We start from the raw sequence: 26,112 nt of genomic DNA on the forward strand, positions 1-26,112 counted from the left end.
CTTCACCCCTATCTACTGTGCTTGTCTGTTAAAAGACTTTTCAAGCCGTTCCAGCTTCCCTGCCAGACTTCCGTCATACAGCTTATCGCCGACCATGACTTTCACACCGCCGAGCAGACTCTTATCAACCACGTTATTAACGCGGATTTTCTTATTAGCCAAAGCTCCAAATTGTGCAGCAACGGCTTCCCGTTCCTGCTCATTCAGCGGATAAGTGGAGTACACTGTAGCATCCGCAATTCCGAGACTTTCGCCTTCGATCCGGATATAGCTGTCCAGAAGATCCGAAAGGATATCAGCTCTGCCCCGCTCAATGAGCAGTTCAATGGTGTTCACAACCGGCTGGGATACTTTATCTTGAAGGGCCTTCTTCAGCACATCCAGTTTCACTGATACGGAAATATTGGGTGTGGAAATAAACTTCTGTACATCGGCATTAACCGTAATGGCTTCCACGACGGCTTTCAGCTCCTGCTCCACTTCCAGCGTCTTCTGCTGCTGTGCAGCCACTTCAAACAGCGCCTTTGCGTAACGCTTGGCTGCTATTGTTTCCCGGCTCATGGTCTGCCCCCTACCTCTTTAAGGTATTGGTCCACAAGCGCTTCTTGTGCACTGTCGCTGCTTACTTCCTTCTCAAGCAGCTTGGAAGCGATCTTCACAGATACAGCGCCAACTTCGCTGCGCAGCTCCTGAACCGCCTTGTTCTTTTCGCTGGCGATGTCGCGTACAGCCTCTTCTTTGATGCGGACTGCTTCCTCTTTCGCCTGTGCCATCAACTGATCAGCCTGTTTGCTGCTCGTTTGTTTGGACTGTTCGATAATAGCGTAAGCTTCTTTGCGGGCTGCCTCGAGAGCTTGTTTTTGCTCCTCTACATAAGCGACAGCCTGTTCGCGGGTTTGCGAAGCTTCATTCATTTGTTGCATTACAAGCTCACGGCGTTTTTCCATGATGGAAAAGAGCGGTCCGAAAGCGTATTTGTTAAGAAGCAGATACAAAATCACAAATGCGATTAACGAGAGTACAAAAGACGCGATGTTAATACTCAAAATCTAGTCACTCCTTTCCGGTGCACGTACACTGCCGTTCACACTCGCTTCCGAAAGAATCATATTCTCACGGCTAAAAAGAAGGCGCGGATGGCCGTGGCCTTCCCCGCCAAACGTTGCTCGTTTTAAATTAAGCTGCTGCGTAGAACAAGAACGCAAGTACTACACCGATGATTGGAAGGGCTTCGACCAGACCTACACCGATAAACATTGTTGTTTGAAGAGTGGATTTTGCTTCTGGTTGACGAGCGATACCTTCAACTGTTTTACTTACGATCAGACCGTTACCAATACCTGCGCCAAGTGCGCCCAAACCTACTGCGATAGCAGCTGCCAAAAATGCCCAAACTCCCATTTGTAAAATCCTCCTTAGAGATGTGTATTTGATAGAATTTATGTTTTAGTTAAGAGTGAAGCGACGCTCCAAGCTTAACTTTGAAGCTAATGTTCGTCGTGCGTTTCAATCATTTGCGAGATATACACCATGGTCAGGATCGTAAAGACGAAGGCCTGAATGGCGCCAACGAAAATACTGAAGCCCTGCCATACCACGAGTCCAAGTGCCGAAGCAACCCAGCCCACTGCGCCCAATGCGGTCAATTTTAGCAGTACGGAGATCAGAACCTCGCCTGCGAAAATGTTACCGAATAGACGCATGCCCTGCGTGAGCAGTTTGGCGAACTGTTCGATAACGTTGATCGGGAAGAAGAACCAGTAAGGTTGAAAATAGTGCTTGAAATAATTCTTAGTATTCTTCGTCATTCCGAGGAAATGCGACAACAGGAAGACAATCAGAGCCAGTGCCATCGTTACGGAAGCGTCAGCTGTCGGCGATTTCCACCAAGCAATTTCAACATCTTCAGCGTCCGGATGTTTCGCAAACTCCTGTGTTACAGAAACGATCTCCTTACCGAAAATTTGAGCGTGTTCCGGGGAATCGACATGGGTGACGATACCAAACGGCAAGCCCAGCAAGTTCGCTACGAAGATGAACATGATGAACGTGAGGCCAAGAGACAAGAAGTGCTTCCCTTTTTTCCAGTCCATTGTGCTTGAAATCAGGTTTTGAACGAATTCAACTGCCCATTCCATGAAGTTTTGCAGTTTGCCCGGATTTTCTACAGACAGATTTCGGGTTGCTAGCTTGGCAATAACAAACACGATAACACATGTCACGATGAGCATCAGAACAATGGAAAGGTCAACTTGAATGCCGCCCAATTCAATAGTCGGTGATAAATGCATGTTTTTCTCACCCCTTTCTCAGTCGAACAATCTACTCTTCTTTGCGAGTCAATCGAATTCCTATGAATAAGAGAAGGAACTGCGATAAGATCAGGGTAGCTGCGACAGCGTAAATATTGAACGTCTCCGGCTTTTGAATAGCCAGAACAACGGCCAGTACACTTGTGGCTGCGCGGGTCATAAACCCCATATTCACCTTTTTACCTTCTCCGCTGGTGACAGTATCCAACACTTTCTGCACCTTGTACCCCAGATAAAAGCTATTAAGCAAACTTACGCTGGAGCCAAGCACCATACCTAGCGCAATGCTCCGGTATTGCGGAAAGACAGCAGCACCCAAAAAGCAAAGGGCCAGGAAATAAAGTGTGGTTCTGGTCAATACCCTGCGGTATTTCCATAATTCATTCATCACTTTCCCCCATGACTGCCTTGGTGATCATAAAAACGCTTACGCCGCCGATTAAGAGTCCGAGAAGAACGCCAAAAGCGATCCAGAGTCCCGGTCCTCCCAAGAACTTGTCCAGCCAGGAGCCCAAATAGAAGCCCCCTAACGTACATGCTGCCAGGTCAATTCCGATTGCGCTTACAAGCCCCATATATTTCATAGAGCTCGTAGTGTTTTTGTTGGTTTTTTTTGGCTTTTCAGGTTTACTCATTTACAGTCCACCCTCATAATCCCAGTTCATTTTACTGAATGTCACAAGAGTTTGTCAATTGAGCGAATTGATGTCAAATTGGGTCGAAACTATGAAATTAATCACAGCAAAACGCCTCAAAACCGTGTAAACCGTACAGTTTAACTGTATGCTATACTCTTCCCCTCAAGAATGATGGGTTAACTTTACTTTGTGAACTTTCTGTGAAATTGTTCTGGACGGTCCTTTTCGATGCCGAAATGATGCAATATCGCCTGAACAATCCGTTCCGAAGCCTTACCGTCTCCGTATGGATTGGCCGCCTTGCTCATCGAATCGTAAAGCGCCTGATCGGTGAGTAGCGCCTTGGTGCGATCATAGACCTTCTCTTCATCCGTGCCCACCAGCTCGAGTGTGCCTGCTTCAATTCCTTCCGGACGCTCTGTTGTATCACGGAGCACAAGAACCGGAACGCCGAACGAAGGAGCTTCCTCCTGAAGTCCGCCGGAATCCGTCAGAATCAAATGCGTATGAGGATAGAAATTATGCAGATCTACCACATCTAGCGGTTCGATCAGCTTGATTCTTGGATGTCCGCCAAGAACGGCATGTGCCGGCTCTTTAACGGCAGGGCTTGGATGTACAGGGTAGACGATGGCAATATCCTCAAACTCGTCCGCAATGCGTTTGACGGCCCGGAAAATGTTCATATGCGGCTCACCCTGGGATTCACGGCGATGTGCAGTCATAAGAATGAGCTTTTTGCCGGCTGCCCATTCTAGCACCGGATGGTGGTAGTCTGGCTGTACGGTATATTGAAACACATCCGTTACGGTGTTGCCTGTGACAAATATTCTTGAATCATTCTTGTTTTCTTTCAGCAAATTGCCTGCAGACAATTCAGTTGGCGCAAAATGAAGATCAGCTAGAACGCCTGTCAGCTGGCGGTTCATCTCCTCAGGATAAGGAGAGAGTTTGTTCCAGGTACGGAGTCCCGCTTCCACATGCCCCACCTGAATCTGCTGCAGGAACGACGCATAGCTAGCCAGGAAGGTCGTCAGCGTATCCCCGTGCACTAGCACGATATCCGGCTTGGCCTCGCGTAGAACGGGCTCCAGCCCCCCGAGAACGCGGATGGTGATTTCATTCAGCGTCTGGCGGTCTTTCATGACATCCAGATCATAATCCGGCGTAATCTTAAAAACTTCAAGCACCTGGTCCAGCATTTGGCGGTGCTGCGCGGTTACGCAGACTACCGATTCGATATGCTCGGGATGCTTTTCCAGTTCCAGAATGAGCGGAGCCATCTTGATGGCCTCCGGGCGAACGCCGAAGACAGTCATTACTTTTATTTTAGACATGAACTATACCCTCTTTTCGATTCACTTGGTTCCGTAAAGGCGGTCTCCCGCATCTCCAAGACCCGGCACGATATATCCGTGGTTGTCCAATTTCTCATCGAGCGCAGCGACGTAGATGTCTACATCAGGATGGGCTTCCTGTACAGCCTTTACACCTTCAGGCGCCGCGATCAGATTCATCATCTTAATTTGGGTGCAGCCGCGTTTTTTCAAGACATCAATGGCCGCAATCGCCGATCCGCCCGTCGCCAGCATCGGATCGATGACAATCAGCTCACGCTCGGTCACGTCCGTAGGCAGCTTGGTGTAGTATTCTACTGGCTGCAGCGTTTCCGGATCCCGGAACAGGCCGACATGCCCTACCTTCGCCGCAGGAATCAGCTTCAGAATGCCGTCCAGCATGCCAAGTCCGGCACGCAGGATTGGAATAAGCCCCAGCATGCGTCCAGCCAGAACCTTGCCGTCCATTTCGGCAACAGGGGTCTGGACCTTAACCGTCTCCAGCGGAACCTCACGTGTAATCTCATAAGCCATCAAAGAAGCAACTTCATCTACAAGTTCACGAAAATCCTTAGTGTTTGTCTGTACATCACGAATAAATGTCAGCTTGTGTTGAATCAAGGGGTGATCACAAACCACCAATTTTCCCATTATTTTGTCCCTCCGGTAATTGTAAGTCTTGAGTAGCTGCCAGTGCCGGTTTTGCCAAGTGCAAAAGGTACACAAATCTTGTCTATTATATCATTCCCATGAATGAAATTGTACCTACGTTTGACATGTTTATTTTCGCCATCATATATCGAAAATTAAACCTTTTGTGACAGCGGGACTTTAAGAGGGAAATGGTTATGAAAAAAAGGCCGGTGGTCAAGCCTCCAGCCTTTTTCTATATTAAAATTTATTCTAGTAGTTCAATTCAGGATAGAGCGGATACTGATCCGTCAGTTCTTTCACGAGGGCAGCAGCCTTGGTCAGAACCGTATCATCGTTAGGCTGTTTCAGCGTCATCGCGATGATTTGGCCGATTTTCACCATAGCGTTCTCATCCATGCCGCGGGAAGTAGCCGCAGGCGTACCGATCCGGATACCGCTGGTTACAAACGGGCTGGTCGGATCAAATGGAATGGCATTCTTGTTGACCGTGATGCCGATCGAGTCGAGTACCTTTTCCGCATCTTTACCGGTAATGTTCACACTGCGCGTATCCACCAGCATCAAGTGGTTGTCTGTTCCGCCGGATACGATGTTCAGTCCTTCGCTGATCAGGGTTTCAGCCAGAACCTTGGCATTTTTCACGACGTTTTCGGCATAGGTCTTGAAGGAAGGATCAAGAGCTTCGCCGAGCGCTACAGCCTTAGAGGCGATCACATGCATCAGCGGTCCGCCTTGGGAGCCTGGGAATACCGCTTTATCAATCGCTTGTGCCCATGGCTTTCTGCACAAGATCATGCCGCCGCGAGGTCCGCGAAGCGTTTTGTGCGTCGTTGTCGTTACGAAATGGGCATGAGGCACAGGGCTTTGATGCACGCCTGCGGCAACAAGGCCAGCAATATGCGCCATATCAACCATGAACAATGCACCCACGTCATTCGCAATGGAAGCAAAGGCTTCGAAATCGATAGTACGCGGATAAGCGCTGGCACCAGCAACGATCAGACGAGGACGATGCTTGAAGGCTGCTTTACGGACTTGATCATAGTCAATCAGGAAGCTGTCTTCCTGAACGCCATAGGCCACAAAGTTGTAGAGGAGTCCAGATGCGTTGACAGGGCTGCCGTGAGTCAGGTGTCCGCCATGGGCAAGGTTCATGCCAAGCACTGTGTCGCCAGGATTAAGGGCAGCAAGGTAAACAGCCATATTTGCCTGCGCGCCGGAATGCGGCTGTACATTGGCATGCTCTGCACCAAACAATTGCTTCGCACGGTCGCGGGCAATATCCTCAACGATATCGACGCGCTCGCAGCCGCCATAGTAACGTTTGCCAGGATAGCCTTCTGCATATTTGTTCGTCAGGACGGAGCCCATAGCTTCCATAACCGCTTCACTGACAATGTTCTCCGAGGCAATCAGCTCGATGTTGCTGCGCTGACGCTTCAATTCCAAATTCATCGCATCCAAAACAGCCGGGTCCTTCTTACGCAATTGATCCATAATTCCTAGTTCCTCCCTTGAGTGTGAACTCTCTTTTTTGTACAGTATCCTTGATGAAATCCTCTGTTGTTAATCGCAAAGATGTGCATTGCCCTCTTCAGACTTAGCATCCCATTTGTATACGGCGCGTTCTCCGCCAATCAGCTTCGGCCGGGTATAAGCCGCATTTACACGCGCATTCCCGACATAGCGGAGCTGTGTCCGGTAAGGAACGGCGACACGCCGCAGATGCATGCCAATCAACGTCTCGCCGATATCGATACCGGCATCCGCCTCAATAGCTTCCGCAAGGCACGGATTCTTCATGGAGCGGTATGCGCTGCTCGCCATGGAGCCACCAGCCTTCGGAACAGGCACGGCAGCCACCTCAGTCAGTCTTAGACTCGTTAAAAGGGAACGTTCCATGACCAGCGCGCGGTTTAAGTGCTCGCAGCACTGGAATACGACATCAAAACCAAATTCGGCCCGAACCTCTAGAATGCCCTCCAGCAGCTCATTTGCCACTTCAAGGGCACCCGAGGTTCCGATTCGTTGGCCTGCCACCTCGCTGGTGCTGGCACCGATAACGACAACCTTGCCCGGTCCCAGCGCTGCGGTTTCCGCCAGCTCGCGTAAAATGCCCGACACTTGCTCTTTTAGTGAAACTTCCGATGGAACACCATGACCGATGTTTTCCATACGAACACCTCCCTAATGCTGCAGATAACGGTCCTCAATAGCTTTGATTTTGTTTACGCGTCCAACATGCCGCTCTCCTTCACTGAACGGCGTGCCGATCCAGATCTTCGCAATTTCCTGTGCGAGGCCGGGACCAATAACGCGTTCACCCATGGCCAGTACGTTCGAGTCGTTGTGATCTCTGGTCGCTTTGGCGGAGAATACATCATGCACCAAAGCGCAGCGGATGCCCGGAACCTTGTTGGCAGCAATGCTCATGCCAATCCCTGTTCCGCAAATCAAAATGCCGCGATCAGCCTCACCCGAAGCAACCAGCTCGCAAACAGGCAGGGCATAGTCCGGATAATCCACGGAGTCAGCGCAGTTGCACCCCACGTCCACAACAACATGGCCCATCTCCTGAATAACGGCAATGATGTCTTCTTTCAAGCGTACTCCCCCGTGGTCTGTTCCTACAGCAATTTTCATCTTTCGATAAACCTCCCTGAAATTTCGTGCTTCCTAAGACTTCTTGTACCATTATACCCTATTTCAGAGCCGCAAGATGAAAATAACCAGACAAAGTGGAGCAGCTGTTCAAATACAAAAAAGAGCAGTCCGCGGATAACCGCAGAATTGCTCTTCGCCCAGGCGACCGGCCGTATCTTCCGGTGCTCCATCGTGGTTTGATCCACATTTGTCGCCAGTTACACCGGAACCGAGTATTTTTCACAACCATCATAAAACATTCAAGACCGAAAAGCAATGAGTAATATTCCGTCAGGAAGAATGAAGCGACTCCAGCTTGTCCAGCAAACGCTCAATCGCCGTGCGGATTTCTGCCGCCGCTAAGTCATAGTCCTCCCGAGATCCGCCAAACGGATCGGAAATATCAAAGCTTGGCATCCGCTGCTGGATTTCAATTAGCCGCTCCCGCTCCTCATCGCTTAAATGCTGCCCCAATGAGCGCTTGACCTCCCAGGTTGCATACAGGCTGTCCAGTTCTGCCATATCATTCAGCACGTCCGTATCGTTCTCCGCATATTCCTTCAGCGTGAATACCTTGTCAGCCGCCTGTGGAAAACTCCGGATCACATGCTGCTTGTGCCCCCCAGTCAGTGTAAGAATCAGATCGGACCAATTCACCGCCTCAGCCTGAAGCGATTTGGACATCAACCGATCATCAATATCATGGTCGCGCAGGACCGCCTCCGCATGGCGGGACATCGACATTCCGTCCATCGCCGCCACACCGGCCGAGCGTGCCTCAACCTCAACACCGCGCTCCATCGCCATTTTACGGAGAAGAGCCTCTGCCATCGGACTGCGGCACGTGTTCCCTGTACACACAAATAAGATATGCTTCACGTCTACCCGCACCTCCCGGATTGTTCTTTGGCGATTATTGTATATGAAAAACGTCTATCGGTAAACTTTCATGGAAGACAGACCGCCTTTAACGGATGTTTTTCTTGCGATATTAGGATAACACAACCTAGAGGCTTATATTTTCTAATATCTTCAAAAGATAAAGGTCAGGCCAAATCCCAGCAGGATGACGCCTCCCAGCGCCTCCCCGAAATCTCCTAAATTGCGGCTCACCCTACGGCCCAGCAGGAGTCCCATCACCGACATCGCAGCTCCACAAATCCCAAAAGCCAAAACTGTGAAAATCAGATTGCTTTGGAACATCCCAAGCGACACTCCAACTGAAAAGGAATCCACACTGACGCTTAAGGAAAAGAGGATCATCCCGATCAGTGAGCGATGGTCAATCATGCGGGTTTCTCCACTTTTAGTGGAACTTAGGACCATGTGAGCACCAAGCAAAATCAACAATCCTCCCGCGGCATAGGTGGTCACCTGTCCGAGCAGAGAGCTGACATATTGCCCCGTAAACATACCGAAAAGCGGCATCAGAATATGAAAAAAACCGATAAGCACACTGATTTTGATCACATGCAGCAGACGGATTCCCTTCATGCCAATGCCGACCCCCAAGGAAAAAGCGTCCATTCCCAGAGCGGCGGCCATAATCAGAATTGTAATCAGCTGCCCTAAGCTGGCAGATGTCTCAAACATTCCAACTCCCCCATGTCCGTTAAGTTCTTGTACAACCATATGCGGACAAGAGGACAATCATGACTTGTACATGACGTACAAGCTAGGTGGCAGACTTAGCCAATACGAATTACCGTTTGCCCGGCGGCCTTGCGGAGCCGGTTCATAATAGCTGCACCAAGCCCCTCTTCCGGACATGCCTCGGATAAAATAAAGCTGATATTCTGCTCATCCATCCGGCGCAGCGCTGCATATAACCGGTGTGCAGCCGTGCCCAGATCAGACAAGCTGCCGAGCGATTCGACACAATCGGCATCATACATGCCAATATGCTCTTCAAACGCAAGTACACCCGTCCGTTCTCCACGCTGCGCGGCTTCATGCAAATTTTTGTTGATGTAGTCCGACACTTCGGATGCTGCGCCGGTTATAATGCTCAGCGATCCTTTTGGCGCGTAGTGGGTGTATTTCATCCCTGGCGCCCGGGGTGCCAGATCGCTGGCAGTTCCTGATTCAGGCAGAAGTGCGGGATCCAGCCGGACGGGAGCTCCAGCAGCCAGCGCCAGCTGCTCCAGCGTTACGCCCCCGGGACGGAGTACCGTTACACTCCCGTCCTCCAATACCTGTATGACCGTCGATTCCACACCAACACCCGTTGCACCAGCGTCGACGATCCCGTCAATGGCACCGCCGAGATCCTCCAGCACATGGCTGGCGAGGGTCGGACTGGGACGTCCGGAGCGGTTCGCGCTTGGAGCTGCAACCGGGCATTCGGATTCCTCGATCAGAGCCAGCGCCACCGGATGGTCCGGCATGCGGATGCCTACGGTATCAAGCCCTGCCGTCACGCGGGGCGAGAGCACATCCGGCTTGACCGGAAGCACGACTGTCAGCGGTCCCGGCCAAAAGGCTTTCATCAGCTTGCGTGCTGTAGGACTCACCTGCTCCACTAATCCTTCCAGCTGATCGTTCCTGGAAATATGAACAATAAGCGGATTATCCGAAGGTCTCCCCTTCGCAGCAAACACCGCTTCCACAGCTGCCGTTAAACGAGCATCCGCCCCAAGTCCGTACACCGTCTCGGTTGGAAAAGCCACGACACCGCCTTCGCGGAGGATTGCAGCCGCCTCCCTCAGCTGCACCTGCAGCTTGGCCGGTTCGGATACCGTGCCTGAATCAATATGCCAATATGGAGTGGACGGTTTACCGCCTGTCCCGTTTTCTTGTTCTGTATGTGACATTTCCATCCCGTCTTTCTGCTTTAGTGATCATCCAGTATCTAAAAAAGCGCCAAGGCCCCAGCAAGAAGCTGCGGCCTGATAACCGCCAAACCTCTAACCAATGGGCATAAGCACTTTATTTATATAAATTGAACTGAAGAATAGGTACCTATCTCTTTGATCAAGAAGATGGAGGATTAAACTTTAGTTCAATTTATTCCGGTAACATTTTTCTTAAATATATTAACACAGATCAGACCAAAGGGTATATCTCCTCTGACGGATCAGGAATGCTCTAAAACAACGACTTGAACCAGCTGACAATCCCTTCAAACAAATCCCAGAGGAAGAAACGGACTTGCGGCTCGGATGCTTTGACCGGCGCTGTATCAGTAGATTTCACGGATTGCCCCTTTGCCTCAGCTGGATTATAGGCTGTCTTCTTCACTTTACCTGCTTGCTCCTTGGGCGTCTCTGCCTTCGCCGCTGCCGGCTGCGCAGCTGCATCGCCGCTTCCCGCATCGATAAAGCACAGCGGCGGGAACAGGACGCACCACCAGTTTTGGCCTCTGCCCGCGCCAAGCGTTATCCGCAGCGCTTCATAGTTGCCAGCCGGGTATACCGTCCCTCCGTACAATTTCGTCGGAAACGGAACAATCCCAAGCTCCACATGATATTCGTATCCGATCCCTCTTTTCTCAAGCTCTCTTCCGACGAGATCATTCAGCTCCGGGAGATGCTCGCGGATCGTTTCTCGCGCTTCATCCAGGCTTTGCGGATCTTCCAGCTCCTTGACCCAGCTGTCCATTTGGGCAACCACCGCATCGCGGATTTCACGTTTGACCAGCTGATCATCCGGGTTATCCGAATTAGCTAGAATCCGAAGGCGAATGGACTCTTGAGGAATAGGCCCCCCAGCCAACGCCGCATCCGTTTTTTGAGCATCCCAAGTCATCGCGAGCATAAACATCATACAAAAAATAATGGCTGTATTCTTAACGAGTGACCGGAGACGGTCTTCCTTTTCCTGATGGTTCCTGTACATACCGATCGTACCCCCTCTATCAAATCTTTCTATGATAATGACCAGTATGTCCGGAGTTGATAGAGTCTAAACCTCTGTTTCTATAAATCTATTATTTTAACAAAAAAAGACCGCCTCACATGTCCTTAAATGAAGGATTGGAGAGCGGTCTTTTTTTTCTATGCCATCAGGCATGCTTGGTTGCAGAAATCTTCTGCGTTGCCGGGGTAAAGAGGTCTTCACTTACTTCGTGACCATGAACACGCACACTCATCACGATGCCGACACTGGCCATATTGATGATGAGCGAGGTACCGCCGTAGCTGATGAACGGCAGCGTAATGCCGGTCAGCGGCATCAGTCCGATAAAGGCGCCAATGTTCTCAAAAATCTGATAGAGCAGCATCGAGATGACGCCAACAATCAGCAGCGGTCCGGCACGATCCCGGCATTCCAGGCAGATCAGAATCATCCGGTGAATCAGGATAAAATAGAGCAGCAAAAGAACAGAGGATCCAACAAACCCGAACTCCTCGGCAATTTCCACAAAGATGGAGTCTGAATACGTATAAGGTACGCGGCCCGACTGCACCGAGGTCCCCTTCATATAGCCTTCACCCAACATGCCGCCGGAGGCAATGGCCAGCTTGGCATTTTTCGTATGGTATGAGGCTTTCGCCGTCGCTTTGTCCGGAACCAGCCACGGGTCAATCCGCTCCGTCCAGTGCTCACGGTTTATTTTTTTCATAAACTGATGAACGTTATCGTAAAAGTGAATATATGCAAATATTCCGCCTATCGCAACTGCCGCCAATATCACTAGAGCGATAAACGCGTGCAAAAACTTGATGTTGCCAACCCATAATAAGCCTAGCAAAATAAGCACGTAGCTTAGCGCGTTACCCAAGTCGTTCTGAATCATAACAAGCGCGAACGGTATGAACGTCAAACCGCAGATCGGCAGCACATCCGACCACAAGGACAGCTCGGCTTTCTGCCTTTTCATCAGTTGGTAGGTCAGGAAAATAATCAAAATCAGCTTGAACATCTCGGCTGGCTGAAAGCTGAAGCCGCCTAGCTTAAGCCAACCTTGGGCGCCGTTAAGGTCCGATCCAAAGAAGTTGACGGCGATCAAAAGCGCAATGCCGAATAGATAAATATAAAGCGCATATTTAACAAACACCTTGTAGTCCAATAATATCAGCCCAAAAAATATGACAAAAGCCAATATATAAAAATAAAGCATTTTGATATGGTAGCCTTCGAACTTGGTCCCCGCGGTGACACTGTATATGGCCATGATACTGATGCCCATAAAGATCAGAAGTATGAACACGACGATATAATCCACTTTTTTCAGCTTTTGAAGCATTTGCTATCCTCCTGTGCAGGGCTATTCCGTCCCTTCTTGCCGTGATACTTATCGAATCTTACTTATCTATTGTAAAGGAACAGCCATGCCAGATTCAATTCCTGATAAATCCATTACGGATACGCTGGAAAGTCCTGCTGAACCAGCTCCCCTCTACCGGCTTCTCTGACAGCGGAAACGGCTCCTCCTCTTCCTGTCCATAAATGCAGATGCTCATGACAATTCCAACGCTCATCATATTGATGAGCAGCGAAGTTCCGCCATAACTGATAAAAGGAAGTGTAATGCCGGTCAGCGGCATCAGCCCGATAAAGGCTCCGATATTGACGAAAATCTGGTACACGAACATCATGATAATGCCCGTAATAAGATAGGGCCCCGCTCGGTCGCGGCAATCCGCCGCAATCAGGACCATCCGGTGAATCAGAATGAAGTAGAGCAGCAGCAGGACGGAGGAACCGATAAATCCGTATTCCTCGGCCACCTGTACGAATATAGAATCGGCATAAGCCAGCGGAATCCGATCGGACTGGATCGACGTTCCTTTCATATAGCCTTTGCCTTCAATGCCGCCCGAACCGATGGCCAGCTTCGCATTGTACGTCTGCCAGCTGACATCGCGGGAGGCCAGATCTGGCACAAGCCACGGATCAAAACGCGCGATCCAGTGCTTTTTGCCGAGATCGTCCCGGATGAGCTTGACCGCTTGGTCATGATAATGGATATAGGCCTGAATGCCGCTGAATATGGCAGCTGCGGCCACGGCCAATGCGATAAGCGCATGTGTAAATTTGATATTCCCGATCCAGAGGAGTCCGGCCAGGATCATCAAGTAGCTGAGTGCATTGCCAAGATCGTTCTGAGCCATGACGAGCACCCACGGTACCAGTGTTACGATCACAAGTGGTACCACATCACTCCAGAAGGAAAGGTGGTTTTTGCGCTTTCGCAATAGCATATAGGAAAGGAAGATGATAAGGAATAATTTGAACAATTCGGCCGGCTGCAGGCTGAGTCCGCCCGGGAGCGTTAGCCAGCCCTTGGCTCCGTAATACTCGTTGCCGACGAACAATACCAGCACCAGCAGCATGAGGCCAAAGAGATAAATATATACGGCATACTTGATCAGCAGCTTGTAGCTGACCAGCGAGAAACCCAAAAAGGCCACGAAGCCGACTGCATAATATACAGCCATACGTTCCGTGTAATGTCCGACCTTCGGCCTGCCTGTAGTAACGCTGTAGATGGAAAATAGACTGAAGACCATGAGCGCGAGCAGGATCAGAATGATGGACATGTCCATCCGTTTGAATTTCTGCAGCATGCAGCATCCTCCAATTTCGTTCAGGAATCAGCGAAATCAATGCCTAAGTATCTCTATTGTAGTTTAAACCAGATGCAAAAGAAAATTAACGCGGCACGCTCTGGGCGCCAAGTACATGGCGCTCAATCCCGGCCAGGTCCGGGACGATGATAATTTCGTCCCAGTGGCCTGCGGCGCGCAGGAGCTCTGCGACGTCCTGCGCCTGCCCCTGCCCGAGCTCAAATCCGATGAGCCGGGGCGGATCCTGGAGCAGCGGCAGCTGCTCCATCATGATGCGGTACGGCGCGAGGCCGTCCGTACCGCCATCTAGGGCAGTGCGCGGCTCATGGTCGCGCACCTCCCGCTGCAGGCCGGCAATGTCGGCCGCAGGGATGTACGGCGGGTTGGACACGATGATGTCCAACCGCTCGCCCGCAAACGGTTCGAGCAGGTTGCCTTCCTTGAAGGCAACCTGGGCGCCGTTTGCGGCGGCGTTGCGCGCAGCGATCTGCAGCGCGCCTGCCGAGATGTCGCTGGCACGGACATGCCAGCGCGGGGCCTGCAGCGCCAGCGTGACGGCGATCGCGCCGCTGCCGGTGCCGATGTCGGCGCACTCGAGCGGGCGCAGCGCGTCGTCTTCGCCGGAGGCGGCGCCTAGGCTTGGCGCCGCTCCTTCCGGCCACAACCGCTTCGCCTGCTGCAGCACGGCCTCCACGAGCAGCTCCGTCTCCGGCCGTGGAATCAGCACGTCCGGTGTCACTTCAAACGGGATGCCGTAGAACTCCTGCTCCCGGGTAATATACTGCGCAGGCTCCCCGCTAGCACGGCGCGAAATGGCCTGCTCCCACAGTTCTCTGCGCCCTTCCGGGAACGGTTCGGGAAGCGCCATGTAATAGGCGGCTCCTTCAAGCCCGAGCACATGCTCTAGCAGCAGCTGGGCGCTGCGCTGCGGCTCCGTAACCGCGCATGCCGTTAAAAAAGAGGAAGCCTCTATTAAGGCTTCCCGTATCGTTTGCTTTGGAGACATCACAAAAGTGGTTTCAAACAAAGCGTTATTCCCCTTTTTCCATCATATCCGCTTGTTCAGCAATGTTCAGCGCGGAGATGATTTCTTCAATTTCACCGTTCATCACCTGATCCAGCTTGTGCAGCGTAAGCCCGATGCGGTGATCCGTCACACGGCTTTGCGGGAAGTTGTAGGTGCGGATCCGTTCACTGCGGTCACCGGTGCCGACTTTGCTCTTGCGTTCGCCGGCATATTTCGCTTCTTCCTCCTGGCGCTTCACATCGAAGATCCGGGCGCGAAGCACCTGTAGTGCCTTTTCCTTATTCGAGTTCTGCGATTTGCCGTCCTGGCAGGTCGCGACAATCCCTGTCGGGATATGCGTTACACGAACAGCCGATTTCGTGGTGTTTACGGACTGGCCGCCCGCGCCGCTGGAGCAGAATGTATCCACGCGGATGTCCTTGTCATGAATTTCGATATCGAGATCCTCAACTTCAGGCAAAACGGCCACGGTCGAGGTAGATGTATGAATCCGTCCGCCCGATTCAGTCGCCGGAATGCGCTGTACGCGGTGCGCGCCGCTTTCGTACTTCATTTTACTGTACGCGCCGCGTCCGTTAATCATGAATATAACCTCTTTAAATCCGCCAAGGTCATTCGTATTGGCATCCATGAGTTCTACGCGCCAGCCCTGATTATCGGCATAACGGGTATACATGCGGTACAAGTCGGCCGCAAACAGCGCCGCTTCGTCACCGCCAGCTGCGCCGCGGATTTCCACAATAACGTTCTTATCATCATTCGGATCCTTCGGAAGCAGCAGCACGCGAATGCGTTCATCGAGTTCAACCTGGCGGGCAGACAGCTCCTCGATTTCCATTTTCACCATTTCGCGCATTTCTTCATCGAGCTTTTCACCCTGCATGACTTTCGCGGCATCCAGCTCTTCGGTTACAGTTTTATATTCAGTATACGCCTCGAATGCAGGCTGTAAGTCAGATTGTTCTTTGGAATATTCCCGAAGTCGCTTGCTGTCATTTACAACATCAGGATCACACAGCAGCTCGCTAAGCTTCTCGTAGCGGTCTGCCAAGGCTTGCAATCGGTCCAACAAGGGGGTTCACCTCTCCTGTTTAAAGTGCTTTCGGTCATTAAAATATGAAAAGCGCCGTTTATCCCATCACAAAACCAACATGCTTGATTTTAATTAATATTGGACAGACGACTTTTTATTATATCATGGAATATACATATTTGCCAGTTCTAAAAATCAGCGAGGAATGCCTCTACTGAAGGATTAAACTGCGGAATGCAGTCCGTACCTTAGCGGTTTTGAAGATTGTTCTTGCCTTTATGATTTCCATAGAAAATAATGGATCTGCCATTAAACTAGCTCAATACTGAAATTAGTCTTTGTTATTGGGCGAGATGGCCGCTACGGTTACGGATCGATCTTACGATCGCTGTTGTCTCCAAATTTCTTTGATTATGTCTTTCAAAATGGTATAAATTCAGAGACAAAGGCGACCGCTTCCGCTTCTTCAGATCGATTCCGTCCCCTTCGCTACTTTCGCTTCTTTTCAAGTACTAATTAAGAGATTGAGCTATTTAAATTTTTTTTTAAAAATATTCTGCAGGGATACATTCAGCTGCGCCGTCAAACTAAATGAAACAGGAGGAGGGGAGAAGACTGGAAGAGTTACAGTGGGTCCGGGCCGTTAAGGCAGGTCACCCGGAAGCCTATAAATTCTTGGTGCAGCGTTATCAGAATATGGTGTACCATGTGTGCCTGAAAATAGCCGCCGATGACGTATCGGCCAAAGATTTATCGCAGGATATCTTTATGAAGGCCTACTCTGCTCTACCAGCCTTCCGCGAGGATTCCTCCTTCTCCACCTGGCTCTACCAGATTGCCGTCCGTAAATGTCTCGACTGGAAACGCGCGCATCAGCGCGAGCAGGCACGGCGGAGTCCGGGAGAGGTGACCGAGAACGACTGGGTGACGAATGAAACGCCCGAGCAGATCGTTTTAACCGAAGAACGGAGCAGCAGGCTCCGAAGGATCGTCGACGAGCTGGCAGAGCCTTACCGGTCGGCTGTCCAGATGTACTATTTTGAACAATGCTCTTATCAGGAAATTGCCGACAGGCGCGGGATTACGCCGAAGACGGTGGAATCGCAGCTGTACCGCGCAAGGGCCATGATGCGTAAGAAAGGAGAGGAATTACGATGAAATGCGAATTCATACAATACCAGCTGGGAGCTTATGCTGCAGGTGAACTGCCGTCCGAATCCTCCCTTTATATTGAAAAGCATCTTCGTACCTGTCCTTCGTGCCAGGTATGGCTTGAGGAAGTGCAGGAGATGGCCCGCATCTGGGAGCAGCCTGATTCAGAGCTGGATTGTCCCGATATGACGGCTGACATCATGAATGAAATCCGGCAGATGCCGCCCCTATATAAACGCCAGGCTTCGCGTATGAAGCCAAATAATTCTCGGAAAGTCATGATCGCCCATTTCGGTCTTGCGGCTTGCATAGCTTTTTGCTTGTTCCAATTCGGTGTTTTCGAGCATTTGGGCGACCGCATTACGCATGCGACGGAGATCTTCTCGAGTTCCGTGGATCATATATTAAAGGAGGGCAAACGATGATTAAGAAAAGTAAAATCCTTACATTTATGTTTGCGATCATTCCCGGGGTCGGCCATCTGTATCTCAATTTCACCAAACAGGGACTGCAGATTATGATCGGCACCTGCGCCTGTATTATTTTTATCCCATCCATTCCGCTCGTTTTCTCTTTCGCGCTGGCGATTCTGTGGTTCTATCAGATGTTTGACGCGCTGCAAAAGGCAGCCTGGATGAAGGCCGCCGCCGCAGAACACGAACGCATGATGATGGGCCAAGAGACCTTCGGCTACCCTTGGACCGCACAGGACTGGATGACGCTTGGAGGGTATCAAAAGGAAACTACCCTGAGTCCGGTATGGATCGGTGCCGGCTGCATCCTTTTCGGCGTGATGGTGCTGCTGACGACCATATTCCCCGATCTATGGCACTGGCTGCTCAAGGGAAACGTGGCAAGCGTGCTGCTGGCTGTCGCGTTGATCGGATATGGCCTGCGGATTTTATTCAAGAAGCCTGATCATAAAGGGAGCGGAATATTATGAACACCCCCATTAACAATACCCCGCCCACCGTTAAGGTAGGCAGGTGGACCACAGCCATCGGTTTGATCGGCATCGGTGTGATCATTTTGCTGCAGTTCAACCATGTGATTACATTTGAGGTATTGAAGTATGTATGGCCAGTACTGCTGATTCTCCTTGGCCTCGAGGTCGTGCTGGCCAACGTTATTTACTCCGACAAACGGGTACGCCTTGGCGGAGGAAGCGTGACGATTCTGGTTCTGCTGCTGCTCGTCAGCGGCGTTCAGATGGTCATTCCGAATTGGAGCTCCATATTTAATCAAGGATATGTAAGTGCAGTTCAAGGCTCGGCTGAAGTCGGCAGCAGTATCAAACGCGTAGAAATTCTCGTGGATCATGGAACAGTCAATGTTACCGGCACGGACGATGCCAAGGTGTCGTACGACGGCAAATTCCGCTTCCGGGATGCTTCCAGCCAGGAGGCGGCCGACAGCAAAGCCAAGGAAAAATGGAAAGTCGCCCCCTCTGGAGACACGCTCGTTCTTTCTCTTGAAGAGAGCCCGGATTCATTCGTTCATATCGGACTGGGTTCAGAGGACGAATATTTGAACGTCGATGTACCGAAAGCCCTAGAAGTCGAGGTGCACACCCAAAATTACTCAGTTAAAGGCAAGGAATTGGAAGCCGGTTTTACGGCCGTGACCACCAACTCGTCTATTAATTTGGAAAATATTAAAGGCAGTGTTTCCGCGACAACGACCAATGGTTCCGTCCATGTGACCGGTATCGGCGGAGCGGCTCAGGTCAAATCGACCAACGGCTCCATTACGCTGGATCAGATCACCGGCGCACTGACAGCTAAAACAACCAACGGTTCCATCAAAAGCACTTCCGCCATCGGTGGTGATTGGACCTGCAGCAGCACAAACGGCAGCATCACGCTCAACATTCCGGAGAACACTAGCGCTGTGATCAAAGCAAAAACCTCCAACTCGTCCATCAAAGGCGACATTCCGTGGAGTGAAGAAAGCGGCGACAACAAAGCTAGCGCCACACTTGGAGATGGAACTCATAAAGTGGAGCTATCTACATCCAACGGCAGCATCAAAGTGAATTACGGAGAGTAAGAATAAGCTTTAGGTACAAGACTAGGGAGAGATAAGACTATCAAAAGGATCAGAAAAGTTCTGCTTTATTTGGGAGCAACTATTATTTTACTTATTGGATTAGCATTGATTTTTCCCACATGGACTCCCAAAATAGACGGCGCGAACAGTATAAGCGTACTCGAGCAAGTCGAAATTAATGGCACCGGTCATGAATTGATGATACGAGGTCAGGAAAAAAACAATCCGATTGTCATTTTTGTACACGGGGGTCCAGGTGTTTCAGAGATACCCTATGTAACCAAATACCAAGACCAATTGGAGAAACATTTCACGATTGTCCATTACGACCAAAGAGTTAGCGGGAAATCCTATCACTTTGAAGAAGATTATTCCAACCTTTCACCAGATCTATTAGTAAAAGATTTATTGGCTGTGACGGATTATATATCAGCTCATTTCAACCAAAAGAAGGTCATACTCGTCGGCCATTCCTTTGGAACATATATTGGCATACAGGCAGCAAAGCAAGCTCCTGAAAAATATGAAGCTTATATCGGCATCGGACAGATGTCCAATACCTTAGAAAGTGAAATGGATGCTTTGAATTTCACGATTGACCAAGCGAAATTGAGCGGTAATACAACCGACGCCGAGTATTTGCAAGGATTAACTGGGAAAGTTCAAAGCGGCGCTATGTATACTCCACGCGATTATGTTCGAAAATATGGCGGTGCTGCAAGACTGATCGATGATATTGCGGACATGAATCATGGTTTATTGTACGGACCGGAATATAACTTATTAGACCGTATCCGTTATTACAGTAGCGTATCCTATGCACAAGAAGTTTTAATAGGGCAAGCATTAAAAAACCTCTGCCTACGATCGTTACAAAACTAGATTTACCGGTGTATTTCATCATGGGAAAATACGATTACATGACTTCCGCTAAAGCAGCCAAAACATACTTTGATCAGATTGATGCAAAACAAAAGGAATTTATAACGTACAACCAATCCGCTCATTATCCGCAATTTGAAGAAAAAGAAAAATTCTCAAAGTGGATGGTGGATTCATTTGTAAAATAGAAGTCTATCGATGTACTTTCATAGAAGCATGGGCTATCAAGATATTGAATCTTGATAGCCCGATTTTTTGCTACGAGGTCAACATACGCCCCCTTTACAATAAACACATCCACTCCTATAGTGTCCAAACACCATGCACCCATCCCCTGCATTTTTCCTTTTCTTGACATGACCATATTGGCGGAGTAAGATGAACTTGCATCGTTTTGAACATTTGTTCAAAACAACCGTTCAAAATAAATATTCAATAAGTCATTTTGAAGAATAGGTCTGTGATGGACATCGAGTGGCTAACATTGCAGGAGGGCTTGTATGAAACAAGAGACTAAAGACGTGAAAGTGAAGATATTGGAAGCAGCGAAAAAATTGTTCGCACGAGGCGGATTCGAGGGAACTACCGTGCGGCAAATTTGTGAAGAGGCAGGAGTGGCGCTTGCGCTTGTTTCGTACCATTTTGGAGGCAAGGAAAATGTATTCTATGCGTTGTTCGAATCGTCGGTCCCTAGATTTCTAAGCACAAGCTATGAATTAAAAGATCCTGAAGCTGATTTGAAGCATTTCATCCATGAATTTGTTCAGCTTCGTCTGGCCGAACCTGAGCTTATCAATTTGCTGCAGCAAGAAATCATTATGCAAAGCCCGCGCATGGAGAAATTGCAAACGTACATATACACGCTTTGGAAGCAGCTTCGCAATATTTTAGAAGCAGGTAAAGAACAGGGATGTTTCCATTTTGCTTCACTGAAGCAGACGCTTCATTTCATCATCGGAGCGCTCATTTTCACCAGAAATGTACCTGCACTCGATGACTTGTTCGAATCATCAGTAAACGAGCAGGAAAATGCGGATTGTGCGGAAGACATCGCCGCAAATACCATTCATTTCATTTTAAACGGATTAAGGAGGAATACCGTATGAGCAGTTCGATCATTATACTCTTTTTGTTCGCTTTTACCATTCACAACTTAGAGGAAGCGGTATGGTTAACCAGACAATCTTCCGCAGCGGGGAAGGTAAAGATGCACAAACCGGTGTCTCAAGATCAATTTCTGTTCGGCTTATTTTGGGTAACGGGTCTGGCGTACTTGATTACTGCCCTCTACCTATTTTTCCCGGACATTCATTTTTTTAAGTATGCCTATTTTGGCTATGTAGGCTGTATGATCATCAATGTTATTTTCCCGCACCTCATCTCTACAATTATTGAGCGTTGTTATTCACCCGGCCTATTCACTGGAGTTCTAGTCATCATCCCGGTTCATAGTTTAATCATCAAGACGGGGCTTGATACAAACACAATTACAGCAACTCAATTGATTGCTAGCATCATCGTTGCTGCAGCTGTAATTATGGCAAGCATCCCACTTAGCTTCAAGGTAGGCAAGAAACTCATAACTTATTAGAAGCTTGAAGATAAGGAAAAGGGCTACCCATTGTGAGGTAGCCCTTTGCTATTTATATGAAAATTACACATTAAAACGGAAATGCATAACATCGCCGTCTGCAACAACGTATTCTTTGCCTTCGAGGCGGAGCTGGCCGCGCTCTTTGGCCACGTTCATGGAGCCAGCGGCAAGGAGATCCTCATAGGATACCACTTCAGCACGGATAAAGCCGCGCTCGAAGTCGGTGTGGATCACGCCCGCTGCCTGTGGGGCCTTGGTTCCCTTGCGGATCGTCCATGCACGGACTTCCTGTACACCGGCTGTGAAGTATGTGTACAGGCCCAGCAGGCGGTATGCCGCTTTGATCAGGCGGTTCAGACCGGATTCCTCGAGACCGAGCTCCTCCAGGAACATCGCTTTGTCTTCGCCTTCAAGCTCGGCGATTTCAGCCTCTACCTTGGCGCTGATCGGTACCACTTCAGCATTTTCCGCAGCAGCGAAGTCTCTGACCTGCTGCACATACGGATTGTTGTCGGCATCAGCCACTTCTTCCTCGCTGACATTAGCCGCATAGAGAACAGGCTTCAACGTCAGCAAATGCAGGTCGCGCACGATAGCCTTCTCATCATCCGACAGCTCTACACTGCGTGCAGGCTGATCGTTGTAGAGAGCTTCTTTCACGCGTTCAAGCACTGCCACTTCCTGTTCATACTGCTTATTGCCGCCCTTCATGTTCTTGCGGGAACGATCGATGCGCTTGTCCACGCTCTCCAGATCGGCAAGAATCAGCTCCAGGTTAATCGTCTGGATGTCGCTGACAGGGTTCACCTTACCATCGACGTGTGTGATGTTCTCGTCTTCGAAGCATCTTACCACGTGTACAATAGCATCTACTTCGCGAATATGGGCAAGAAACTTGTTTCCGAGTCCTTCACCTTTGCTCGCACCACGGACTAGGCCCGCGATGTCCACGAATTCAAAGGCGGTTGGAACGGTTTTATTCGGCTGTACCAGCTCGGTTAGCTTGTCCAGACGCTCGTCCGGAACCTCAACCACGCCGACATTCGGATCAATCGTACAAAACGGATAGTTGGCGGATTCCGCACCCGCCTGTGTAATCGCATTAAACAAAGTGGATTTGCCTACGTTCGGCAGCCCCACGATACCTGCTTTCAAAGCCATGGATATGACACTCCTATTTCATATTAGAATGGGCTAAAAGCCTGTGCTAGCTGTATTCATAGATATATGCCTTAAACCGGAGGCCAGCGCCTCTTGAGTCCTACCCATTATATATTAGAACCTTGGGGTCATCAAGATAAAGACCTCCTTAGGCAGCGGACACAAAAAAGCCTCCAGTTCCCGTTTTCATGGGGCTGAAGGCTCTAACGATTACGACGACAGGCTCCGTACCAACCTTGTGGTTCCCCGCAGGACTGCGATATTACCTGCCCCGATGCCAAACATTGCCCCGCGCAGCTCAAATTCCACCTGGGCAAGTGCAGCATGCAGCGCGTCCTCCGACTTCACCGCTGGACCAAGCAAGCTGCGGCCATATCCGGCCATATCTGCACCGAGCGCAAGCACTTTGGCTGCATCGACACCATTTTCCAGGCCGCCGCTGCCAATCACCCCCGCTTGATGCGATACCTTCCTGACCTCCGTAATGCATTCCGCCGTTGGAATTCCCCAGCCGGCAAAAGCCTCCGCCGCAGCCCGGCGCACCGGGTCCTTGCTGCGGAACTTTTCAACCTGGCTCCATGAGGTGCCTCCGGCTCCGGCCACGTCTACGAAATCCACGCCTGCACGGAACAGTCTCGCTGCCGTCTCGCCGTCGATTCCCCAGCCGACTTCTTTCACGCCGACGGGAACATGAATCTGCTGGCACACCTGCTCAATCCGGGATAGCAAGCCGCTGAAATTGGTATTACCCCCAGGCTGGAACAGCTCCTGCAGCCCGTTTAAGTGAAGCACCAGCAGGTCCGCACCGGCAATATCAACAGCACGTCGGCATTCATCCGCGCCGAAGCCATAGTTCAGTTGAACCGCACCGAGATTAGCAATCACGGGAATCGTCGGCGCATGCTTACGCACATGGAACGTTGAAGCCAGCTCTTCCTTCTCCACCGCCGCACGCACGGATCCAATCCCCATCGCCCAGCCCCGCTCTTCTGCCGCTGCAGCCAGCCGTTCATTGATCGCTCCGGTAGCTTCGCTGCCGCCAGTCATCGAGCTAATCAGCAGAGGGGTCCGCACCTTCATTCCAAGAAAACAGGTTTCAAGGGAAATGTCGTTGAAGTCCGTTTCCGGCAGGGCATTGTGGCGGAAACGGTATTTTTCCAGTCCTGATGTCACACCAACGCTGCCCACCTCTTCATTCAGACACAACCGCACATGTTCTATTTTCCGTTCACCTGTCGGCACTTCCGGCAGCAGCGACTGGCTATAAGCATCTTTTCCGCTCATGATATGACCCCTTTCCCGCAGCGATTGTACTCAAACTGCAGTCCGTTCGATAATCTTGAAAAATATATTATACCTTATGTGCATCGATATATTCACCTGCAAGTCTGCCTTCTACAGAAGCGGGGACATCAGCCGGGCAAGCGACTCCATGAAGCGCTCGGAGATTCTTTTTTTCATAAAGCTATCAGGCATAATCTGCTTGGTCGATTTCAGGTCGCGCTCAAAATCGGAGACGATGCGCTGAACACTATCCGTCTGCACCAGCAGAGCATTCACCTCAAAATTCAGGTGGAAGCTGCGCATGTCCATATTGGCCGTGCCAATCGTTGCTACCTCTCCATCGATGATCAGCAGCTTGGAATGCAGAAAGCCTTTTTCATATTCATAAATTTTGACGCCGACATCGAGCAGCGCCGGGAAATAGGAATGGGACGCCAGAAAGGGCAGCCATTTATCCGGTTTGGCCGGGAACAGGATGCGCACATCCAGGCCCGACATGGCGGCAACGCGCAGGGAGGTCAGAATATCATCATCCGGAATGAAATACGGCGTAGCCAGCCATACTGATTTCTGAGCGGAAGTAATCATGGAGAAAAAGATATTTTTGAGCGCGCGGCGGTCATTGTCCGGCCCGCTCGGAATAATCTGCACGGCTCCATTGCTGCGCTCGGACAGAAGCGGTGACAGGTATTCGGCCTCCAGCACCTTTTCGCCCGTCATATAATTCCAGTCCTGAAGAAAAATAATTTGGAGCGTCCTGACAGCCTCCCCTTTAACGGACATATGCGTATCACGCCAGAACCCGTAGGTGGAGCTGCGGCTTAAGTACTCGTCACCGACGTTCAATCCGCCGATAAAGCCAACGTTGCCGTCAATGACGACAATTTTGCGGTGATTACGGAAATTCACCCTCGACAGGAAATAGGCCCTCGAGCTGCCATAGGCGACGACCTGGACTCCCGCATCCGACATCTCCTGCAAAAACGATTTGGGCAGCTGCATGCTCCCCCAGGCATCATACATAAACCGCACACGAACACCGGCCTTGGCTTTTTCAATCAAGATCTGTTGAATCCGGGTCCCGATATCGTCAGCGCGGTAAATGTAATATTCCATATGAATATGATGCTTCGCCTTCTGCAGCTCCTCCAGCAGAGTTGAAAAGGTCTCTTTTCCATTCGTCAGGATCTTGGTCTCGCTCGAAAAGGAAATCGGTGTCCGCGCAAGCTTCTGTGAGAGCCTCAGCAGCATCTGCTGCATCGGGCTGAATCCCGATAGGTCCTGGTGGATACGTACACCCCCCTCTTCCAGCCTCTCGTAGATTTTCAAATCCTGTTCGGCTTTCTTGTTGAACTTGCGGCGTTTGAAGTAGTTTTGCCCGAACAATAAATATAAAAACAATCCCACAACTGGCATCAGCGCCAGCAGCAGAATCCAGGCCATGGTCGAGGAGGGGTTTCTGTTTTCCATAAAAATCATAAATCCGAGCGATACGACCGTCATGGTGGAGAAAATACTGACGATGGTACCCGCCGTTTTACCGAACAATCCAAAGCTGAAATAATATAAAACAAATAATAGCGCGCCCACAAGCACAGCCTGTATTACCTTTCTCATATCTTCCCTCACTTCTATCTTATCTAGCAATGCCAATTCTCTTGCAACAAGCTACTATATTCTACATGAATGGAAGCAAACTTCCTATATGATCCCTGCGAAAAAAACGTCCTTCTGATAACTTCTCACAGAAGACAAGCGTCAGGCCTAACCCAAACCTCCTTTAAATCGCTTGACAGGAATATATTTTTGTGAAAAGATATTACCTAACGACCGT

The 26,112-nt window shown here is 50.1% G+C and carries 28 protein-coding genes, 1 pseudogene and 1 riboswitch; of the genes and pseudogenes, 7 read left to right on the forward strand and 22 right to left on the reverse strand.

The window, feature by feature from the left end:
• Positions 1 to 12: 12 nt before the first annotated feature.
• From MUG84_RS13745 to prfA, 19 genes are all read right to left on the reverse strand, one after another.
• Positions 13 to 561, reverse strand: coding sequence for a F0F1 ATP synthase subunit delta (locus MUG84_RS13745; RefSeq protein WP_244725617.1), 549 nt, complete (start codon positions 559 to 561; stop codon positions 13 to 15).
• Positions 558 to 1,046 (reverse strand): F0F1 ATP synthase subunit B, encoded by a 489-nt coding sequence (gene atpF / locus MUG84_RS13750; RefSeq protein WP_244725618.1) that lies wholly within the window; start codon positions 1,044 to 1,046, stop codon positions 558 to 560. The genes MUG84_RS13745 and atpF overlap by 4 nt, the downstream gene beginning before the upstream one ends.
• A gap of 130 nt (positions 1,047 to 1,176) precedes the next feature.
• On the reverse strand, positions 1,177 to 1,401 hold the full coding sequence (gene atpE, locus MUG84_RS13755; RefSeq protein ID WP_244725619.1) for a F0F1 ATP synthase subunit C: 225 nt from the start codon (positions 1,399 to 1,401) through the stop codon (positions 1,177 to 1,179).
• 86 nt (positions 1,402 to 1,487) lie between these two features.
• Positions 1,488 to 2,291, reverse strand: a complete 804-nt coding sequence (gene atpB, locus MUG84_RS13760) for a F0F1 ATP synthase subunit A (protein WP_244725620.1) — start codon at positions 2,289 to 2,291, stop codon at positions 1,488 to 1,490.
• Between the two features lie 31 nt (positions 2,292 to 2,322).
• Positions 2,323 to 2,700, reverse strand: a complete 378-nt coding sequence (locus MUG84_RS13765) for an ATP synthase subunit I (protein WP_244725621.1) — start codon at positions 2,698 to 2,700, stop codon at positions 2,323 to 2,325.
• Positions 2,693 to 2,947, reverse strand: coding sequence for an AtpZ/AtpI family protein (locus MUG84_RS13770; RefSeq protein ID WP_244725622.1), 255 nt, complete (start codon positions 2,945 to 2,947; stop codon positions 2,693 to 2,695). Before MUG84_RS13770 ends, MUG84_RS13765 begins: the two co-directional genes overlap by 8 nt.
• A 185-nt stretch (positions 2,948 to 3,132) precedes the next feature.
• The gene (wecB, locus tag MUG84_RS13775) at positions 3,133 to 4,287 is read right to left on the reverse strand and encodes a non-hydrolyzing UDP-N-acetylglucosamine 2-epimerase (protein ID WP_244725623.1); all 1,155 of its coding nucleotides are present in this window, start codon (positions 4,285 to 4,287) and stop codon (positions 3,133 to 3,135) included.
• 21 nt (positions 4,288 to 4,308) lie between these two features.
• A complete protein-coding gene (gene upp, locus MUG84_RS13780) occupies positions 4,309 to 4,938 on the reverse strand; it encodes a uracil phosphoribosyltransferase (RefSeq protein WP_244725624.1) in 630 nt (209 codons plus the stop codon).
• 252 nt (positions 4,939 to 5,190) lie between these two features.
• Positions 5,191 to 6,441 carry a serine hydroxymethyltransferase gene (gene glyA, locus MUG84_RS13785; protein ID WP_342346122.1) on the reverse strand — a complete coding sequence of 417 codons (1,251 nt, stop codon included), beginning with the start codon at positions 6,439 to 6,441 and terminating at the stop codon, positions 5,191 to 5,193.
• A gap of 66 nt (positions 6,442 to 6,507) precedes the next feature.
• Entirely contained in the window at positions 6,508 to 7,116 is a 609-nt protein-coding gene (locus MUG84_RS13790; RefSeq protein ID WP_244725626.1) for a TIGR01440 family protein, read from the reverse strand.
• Between the two features lie 12 nt (positions 7,117 to 7,128).
• Complete coding sequence (gene rpiB / locus MUG84_RS13795) at positions 7,129 to 7,584, reverse strand: ribose 5-phosphate isomerase B (RefSeq protein ID WP_244725627.1); 456 nt, start codon at positions 7,582 to 7,584, stop codon at positions 7,129 to 7,131.
• 149 nt (positions 7,585 to 7,733) lie between these two features.
• Positions 7,734 to 7,816: riboswitch (ZMP/ZTP riboswitch) on the reverse strand.
• Positions 7,817 to 7,875: 59 nt separating this feature from the next.
• Positions 7,876 to 8,463 (reverse strand): low molecular weight protein arginine phosphatase, encoded by a 588-nt coding sequence (locus MUG84_RS13800; protein ID WP_244725628.1) that lies wholly within the window; start codon positions 8,461 to 8,463, stop codon positions 7,876 to 7,878.
• Positions 8,464 to 8,616: 153 nt separating this feature from the next.
• Positions 8,617 to 9,177: a manganese efflux pump MntP gene (locus tag MUG84_RS13805; protein ID WP_244725629.1), complete on the reverse strand. Its 561-nt coding sequence runs from the start codon at positions 9,175 to 9,177 to the stop codon at positions 8,617 to 8,619.
• Between the two features lie 95 nt (positions 9,178 to 9,272).
• The gene (locus tag MUG84_RS13810; RefSeq protein WP_244725630.1) at positions 9,273 to 10,403 is read right to left on the reverse strand and encodes an L-threonylcarbamoyladenylate synthase; all 1,131 of its coding nucleotides are present in this window, start codon (positions 10,401 to 10,403) and stop codon (positions 9,273 to 9,275) included.
• 268 nt (positions 10,404 to 10,671) lie between these two features.
• Positions 10,672 to 11,421: a stage II sporulation protein R gene (gene spoIIR, locus MUG84_RS13815; protein WP_244725631.1), complete on the reverse strand. Its 750-nt coding sequence runs from the start codon at positions 11,419 to 11,421 to the stop codon at positions 10,672 to 10,674.
• A 166-nt stretch (positions 11,422 to 11,587) separates the two neighbouring features.
• Positions 11,588 to 12,772 carry an FtsW/RodA/SpoVE family cell cycle protein gene (locus tag MUG84_RS13820; RefSeq protein WP_244725632.1) on the reverse strand — a complete coding sequence of 395 codons (1,185 nt, stop codon included), beginning with the start codon at positions 12,770 to 12,772 and terminating at the stop codon, positions 11,588 to 11,590.
• A gap of 94 nt (positions 12,773 to 12,866) precedes the next feature.
• Positions 12,867 to 14,096, reverse strand: a complete 1,230-nt coding sequence (locus MUG84_RS13825) for an FtsW/RodA/SpoVE family cell cycle protein (RefSeq protein WP_244725633.1) — start codon at positions 14,094 to 14,096, stop codon at positions 12,867 to 12,869.
• Between the two features lie 85 nt (positions 14,097 to 14,181).
• Positions 14,182 to 15,102, reverse strand: coding sequence for a peptide chain release factor N(5)-glutamine methyltransferase (gene prmC / locus MUG84_RS13830; protein WP_244726072.1), 921 nt, complete (start codon positions 15,100 to 15,102; stop codon positions 14,182 to 14,184).
• Positions 15,103 to 15,127: 25 nt separating this feature from the next.
• Positions 15,128 to 16,195 carry a peptide chain release factor 1 gene (gene prfA, locus MUG84_RS13835; RefSeq protein ID WP_244725634.1) on the reverse strand — a complete coding sequence of 356 codons (1,068 nt, stop codon included), beginning with the start codon at positions 16,193 to 16,195 and terminating at the stop codon, positions 15,128 to 15,130.
• 552 nt (positions 16,196 to 16,747) lie between these two features.
• On the opposite strand from prfA, the gene MUG84_RS13840 reads away from it, so the two are divergent.
• The 7 genes and pseudogenes from MUG84_RS13840 (at position 16,748) to MUG84_RS13870 (ending at position 21,830) form a co-directional block, all read left to right on the forward strand.
• Entirely contained in the window at positions 16,748 to 17,314 is a 567-nt protein-coding gene (locus MUG84_RS13840; RefSeq protein WP_244725635.1) for an RNA polymerase sigma factor, read from the forward strand.
• A complete protein-coding gene (locus MUG84_RS13845) occupies positions 17,311 to 17,733 on the forward strand; it encodes a zf-HC2 domain-containing protein (RefSeq protein WP_244725636.1) in 423 nt (140 codons plus the stop codon). The genes MUG84_RS13840 and MUG84_RS13845 overlap by 4 nt, the downstream gene beginning before the upstream one ends.
• Positions 17,730 to 18,251, forward strand: coding sequence for a hypothetical protein (locus MUG84_RS13850; protein ID WP_244725637.1), 522 nt, complete (start codon positions 17,730 to 17,732; stop codon positions 18,249 to 18,251). Before MUG84_RS13845 ends, MUG84_RS13850 begins: the two co-directional genes overlap by 4 nt.
• On the forward strand, positions 18,248 to 19,357 hold the full coding sequence (locus MUG84_RS13855) for a DUF4097 family beta strand repeat-containing protein (RefSeq protein WP_244725638.1): 1,110 nt from the start codon (positions 18,248 to 18,250) through the stop codon (positions 19,355 to 19,357). The genes MUG84_RS13850 and MUG84_RS13855 overlap by 4 nt, the downstream gene beginning before the upstream one ends.
• 39 nt (positions 19,358 to 19,396) lie before the next feature.
• Positions 19,397 to 20,427 (forward strand): annotated as a pseudogene (locus MUG84_RS13860) (alpha/beta fold hydrolase).
• A 312-nt stretch (positions 20,428 to 20,739) separates the two neighbouring features.
• Positions 20,740 to 21,345: a TetR/AcrR family transcriptional regulator gene (locus MUG84_RS13865; RefSeq protein ID WP_244725639.1), complete on the forward strand. Its 606-nt coding sequence runs from the start codon at positions 20,740 to 20,742 to the stop codon at positions 21,343 to 21,345.
• Positions 21,342 to 21,830 (forward strand): HXXEE domain-containing protein, encoded by a 489-nt coding sequence (locus MUG84_RS13870; RefSeq protein WP_244725640.1) that lies wholly within the window; start codon positions 21,342 to 21,344, stop codon positions 21,828 to 21,830. Before MUG84_RS13865 ends, MUG84_RS13870 begins: the two co-directional genes overlap by 4 nt.
• Positions 21,831 to 21,893: 63 nt before the next feature.
• Here MUG84_RS13870 and ychF read toward each other — a convergent pair whose 3' ends face one another.
• The 3 genes from ychF to cls all read right to left on the reverse strand — a co-directional run bounded on the left by ychF (position 21,894) and on the right by cls (position 25,895).
• On the reverse strand, positions 21,894 to 22,994 hold the full coding sequence (ychF, locus tag MUG84_RS13875) for a redox-regulated ATPase YchF (protein ID WP_244725641.1): 1,101 nt from the start codon (positions 22,992 to 22,994) through the stop codon (positions 21,894 to 21,896).
• A 210-nt stretch (positions 22,995 to 23,204) separates the two neighbouring features.
• Complete coding sequence (gene fni / locus MUG84_RS13880) at positions 23,205 to 24,278, reverse strand: type 2 isopentenyl-diphosphate Delta-isomerase (protein WP_244725642.1); 1,074 nt, start codon at positions 24,276 to 24,278, stop codon at positions 23,205 to 23,207.
• 111 nt (positions 24,279 to 24,389) lie between these two features.
• Positions 24,390 to 25,895 carry a cardiolipin synthase gene (cls, locus tag MUG84_RS13885; RefSeq protein ID WP_244725643.1) on the reverse strand — a complete coding sequence of 502 codons (1,506 nt, stop codon included), beginning with the start codon at positions 25,893 to 25,895 and terminating at the stop codon, positions 24,390 to 24,392.
• Positions 25,896 to 26,112 lie beyond the last annotated feature (217 nt).

It is taken from the genome of Paenibacillus mangrovi (assembly GCF_022898935.1).
GTDB classification, from domain to species: domain Bacteria; phylum Bacillota; class Bacilli; order Paenibacillales; family Paenibacillaceae; genus Paenibacillus_AQ; species Paenibacillus_AQ mangrovi.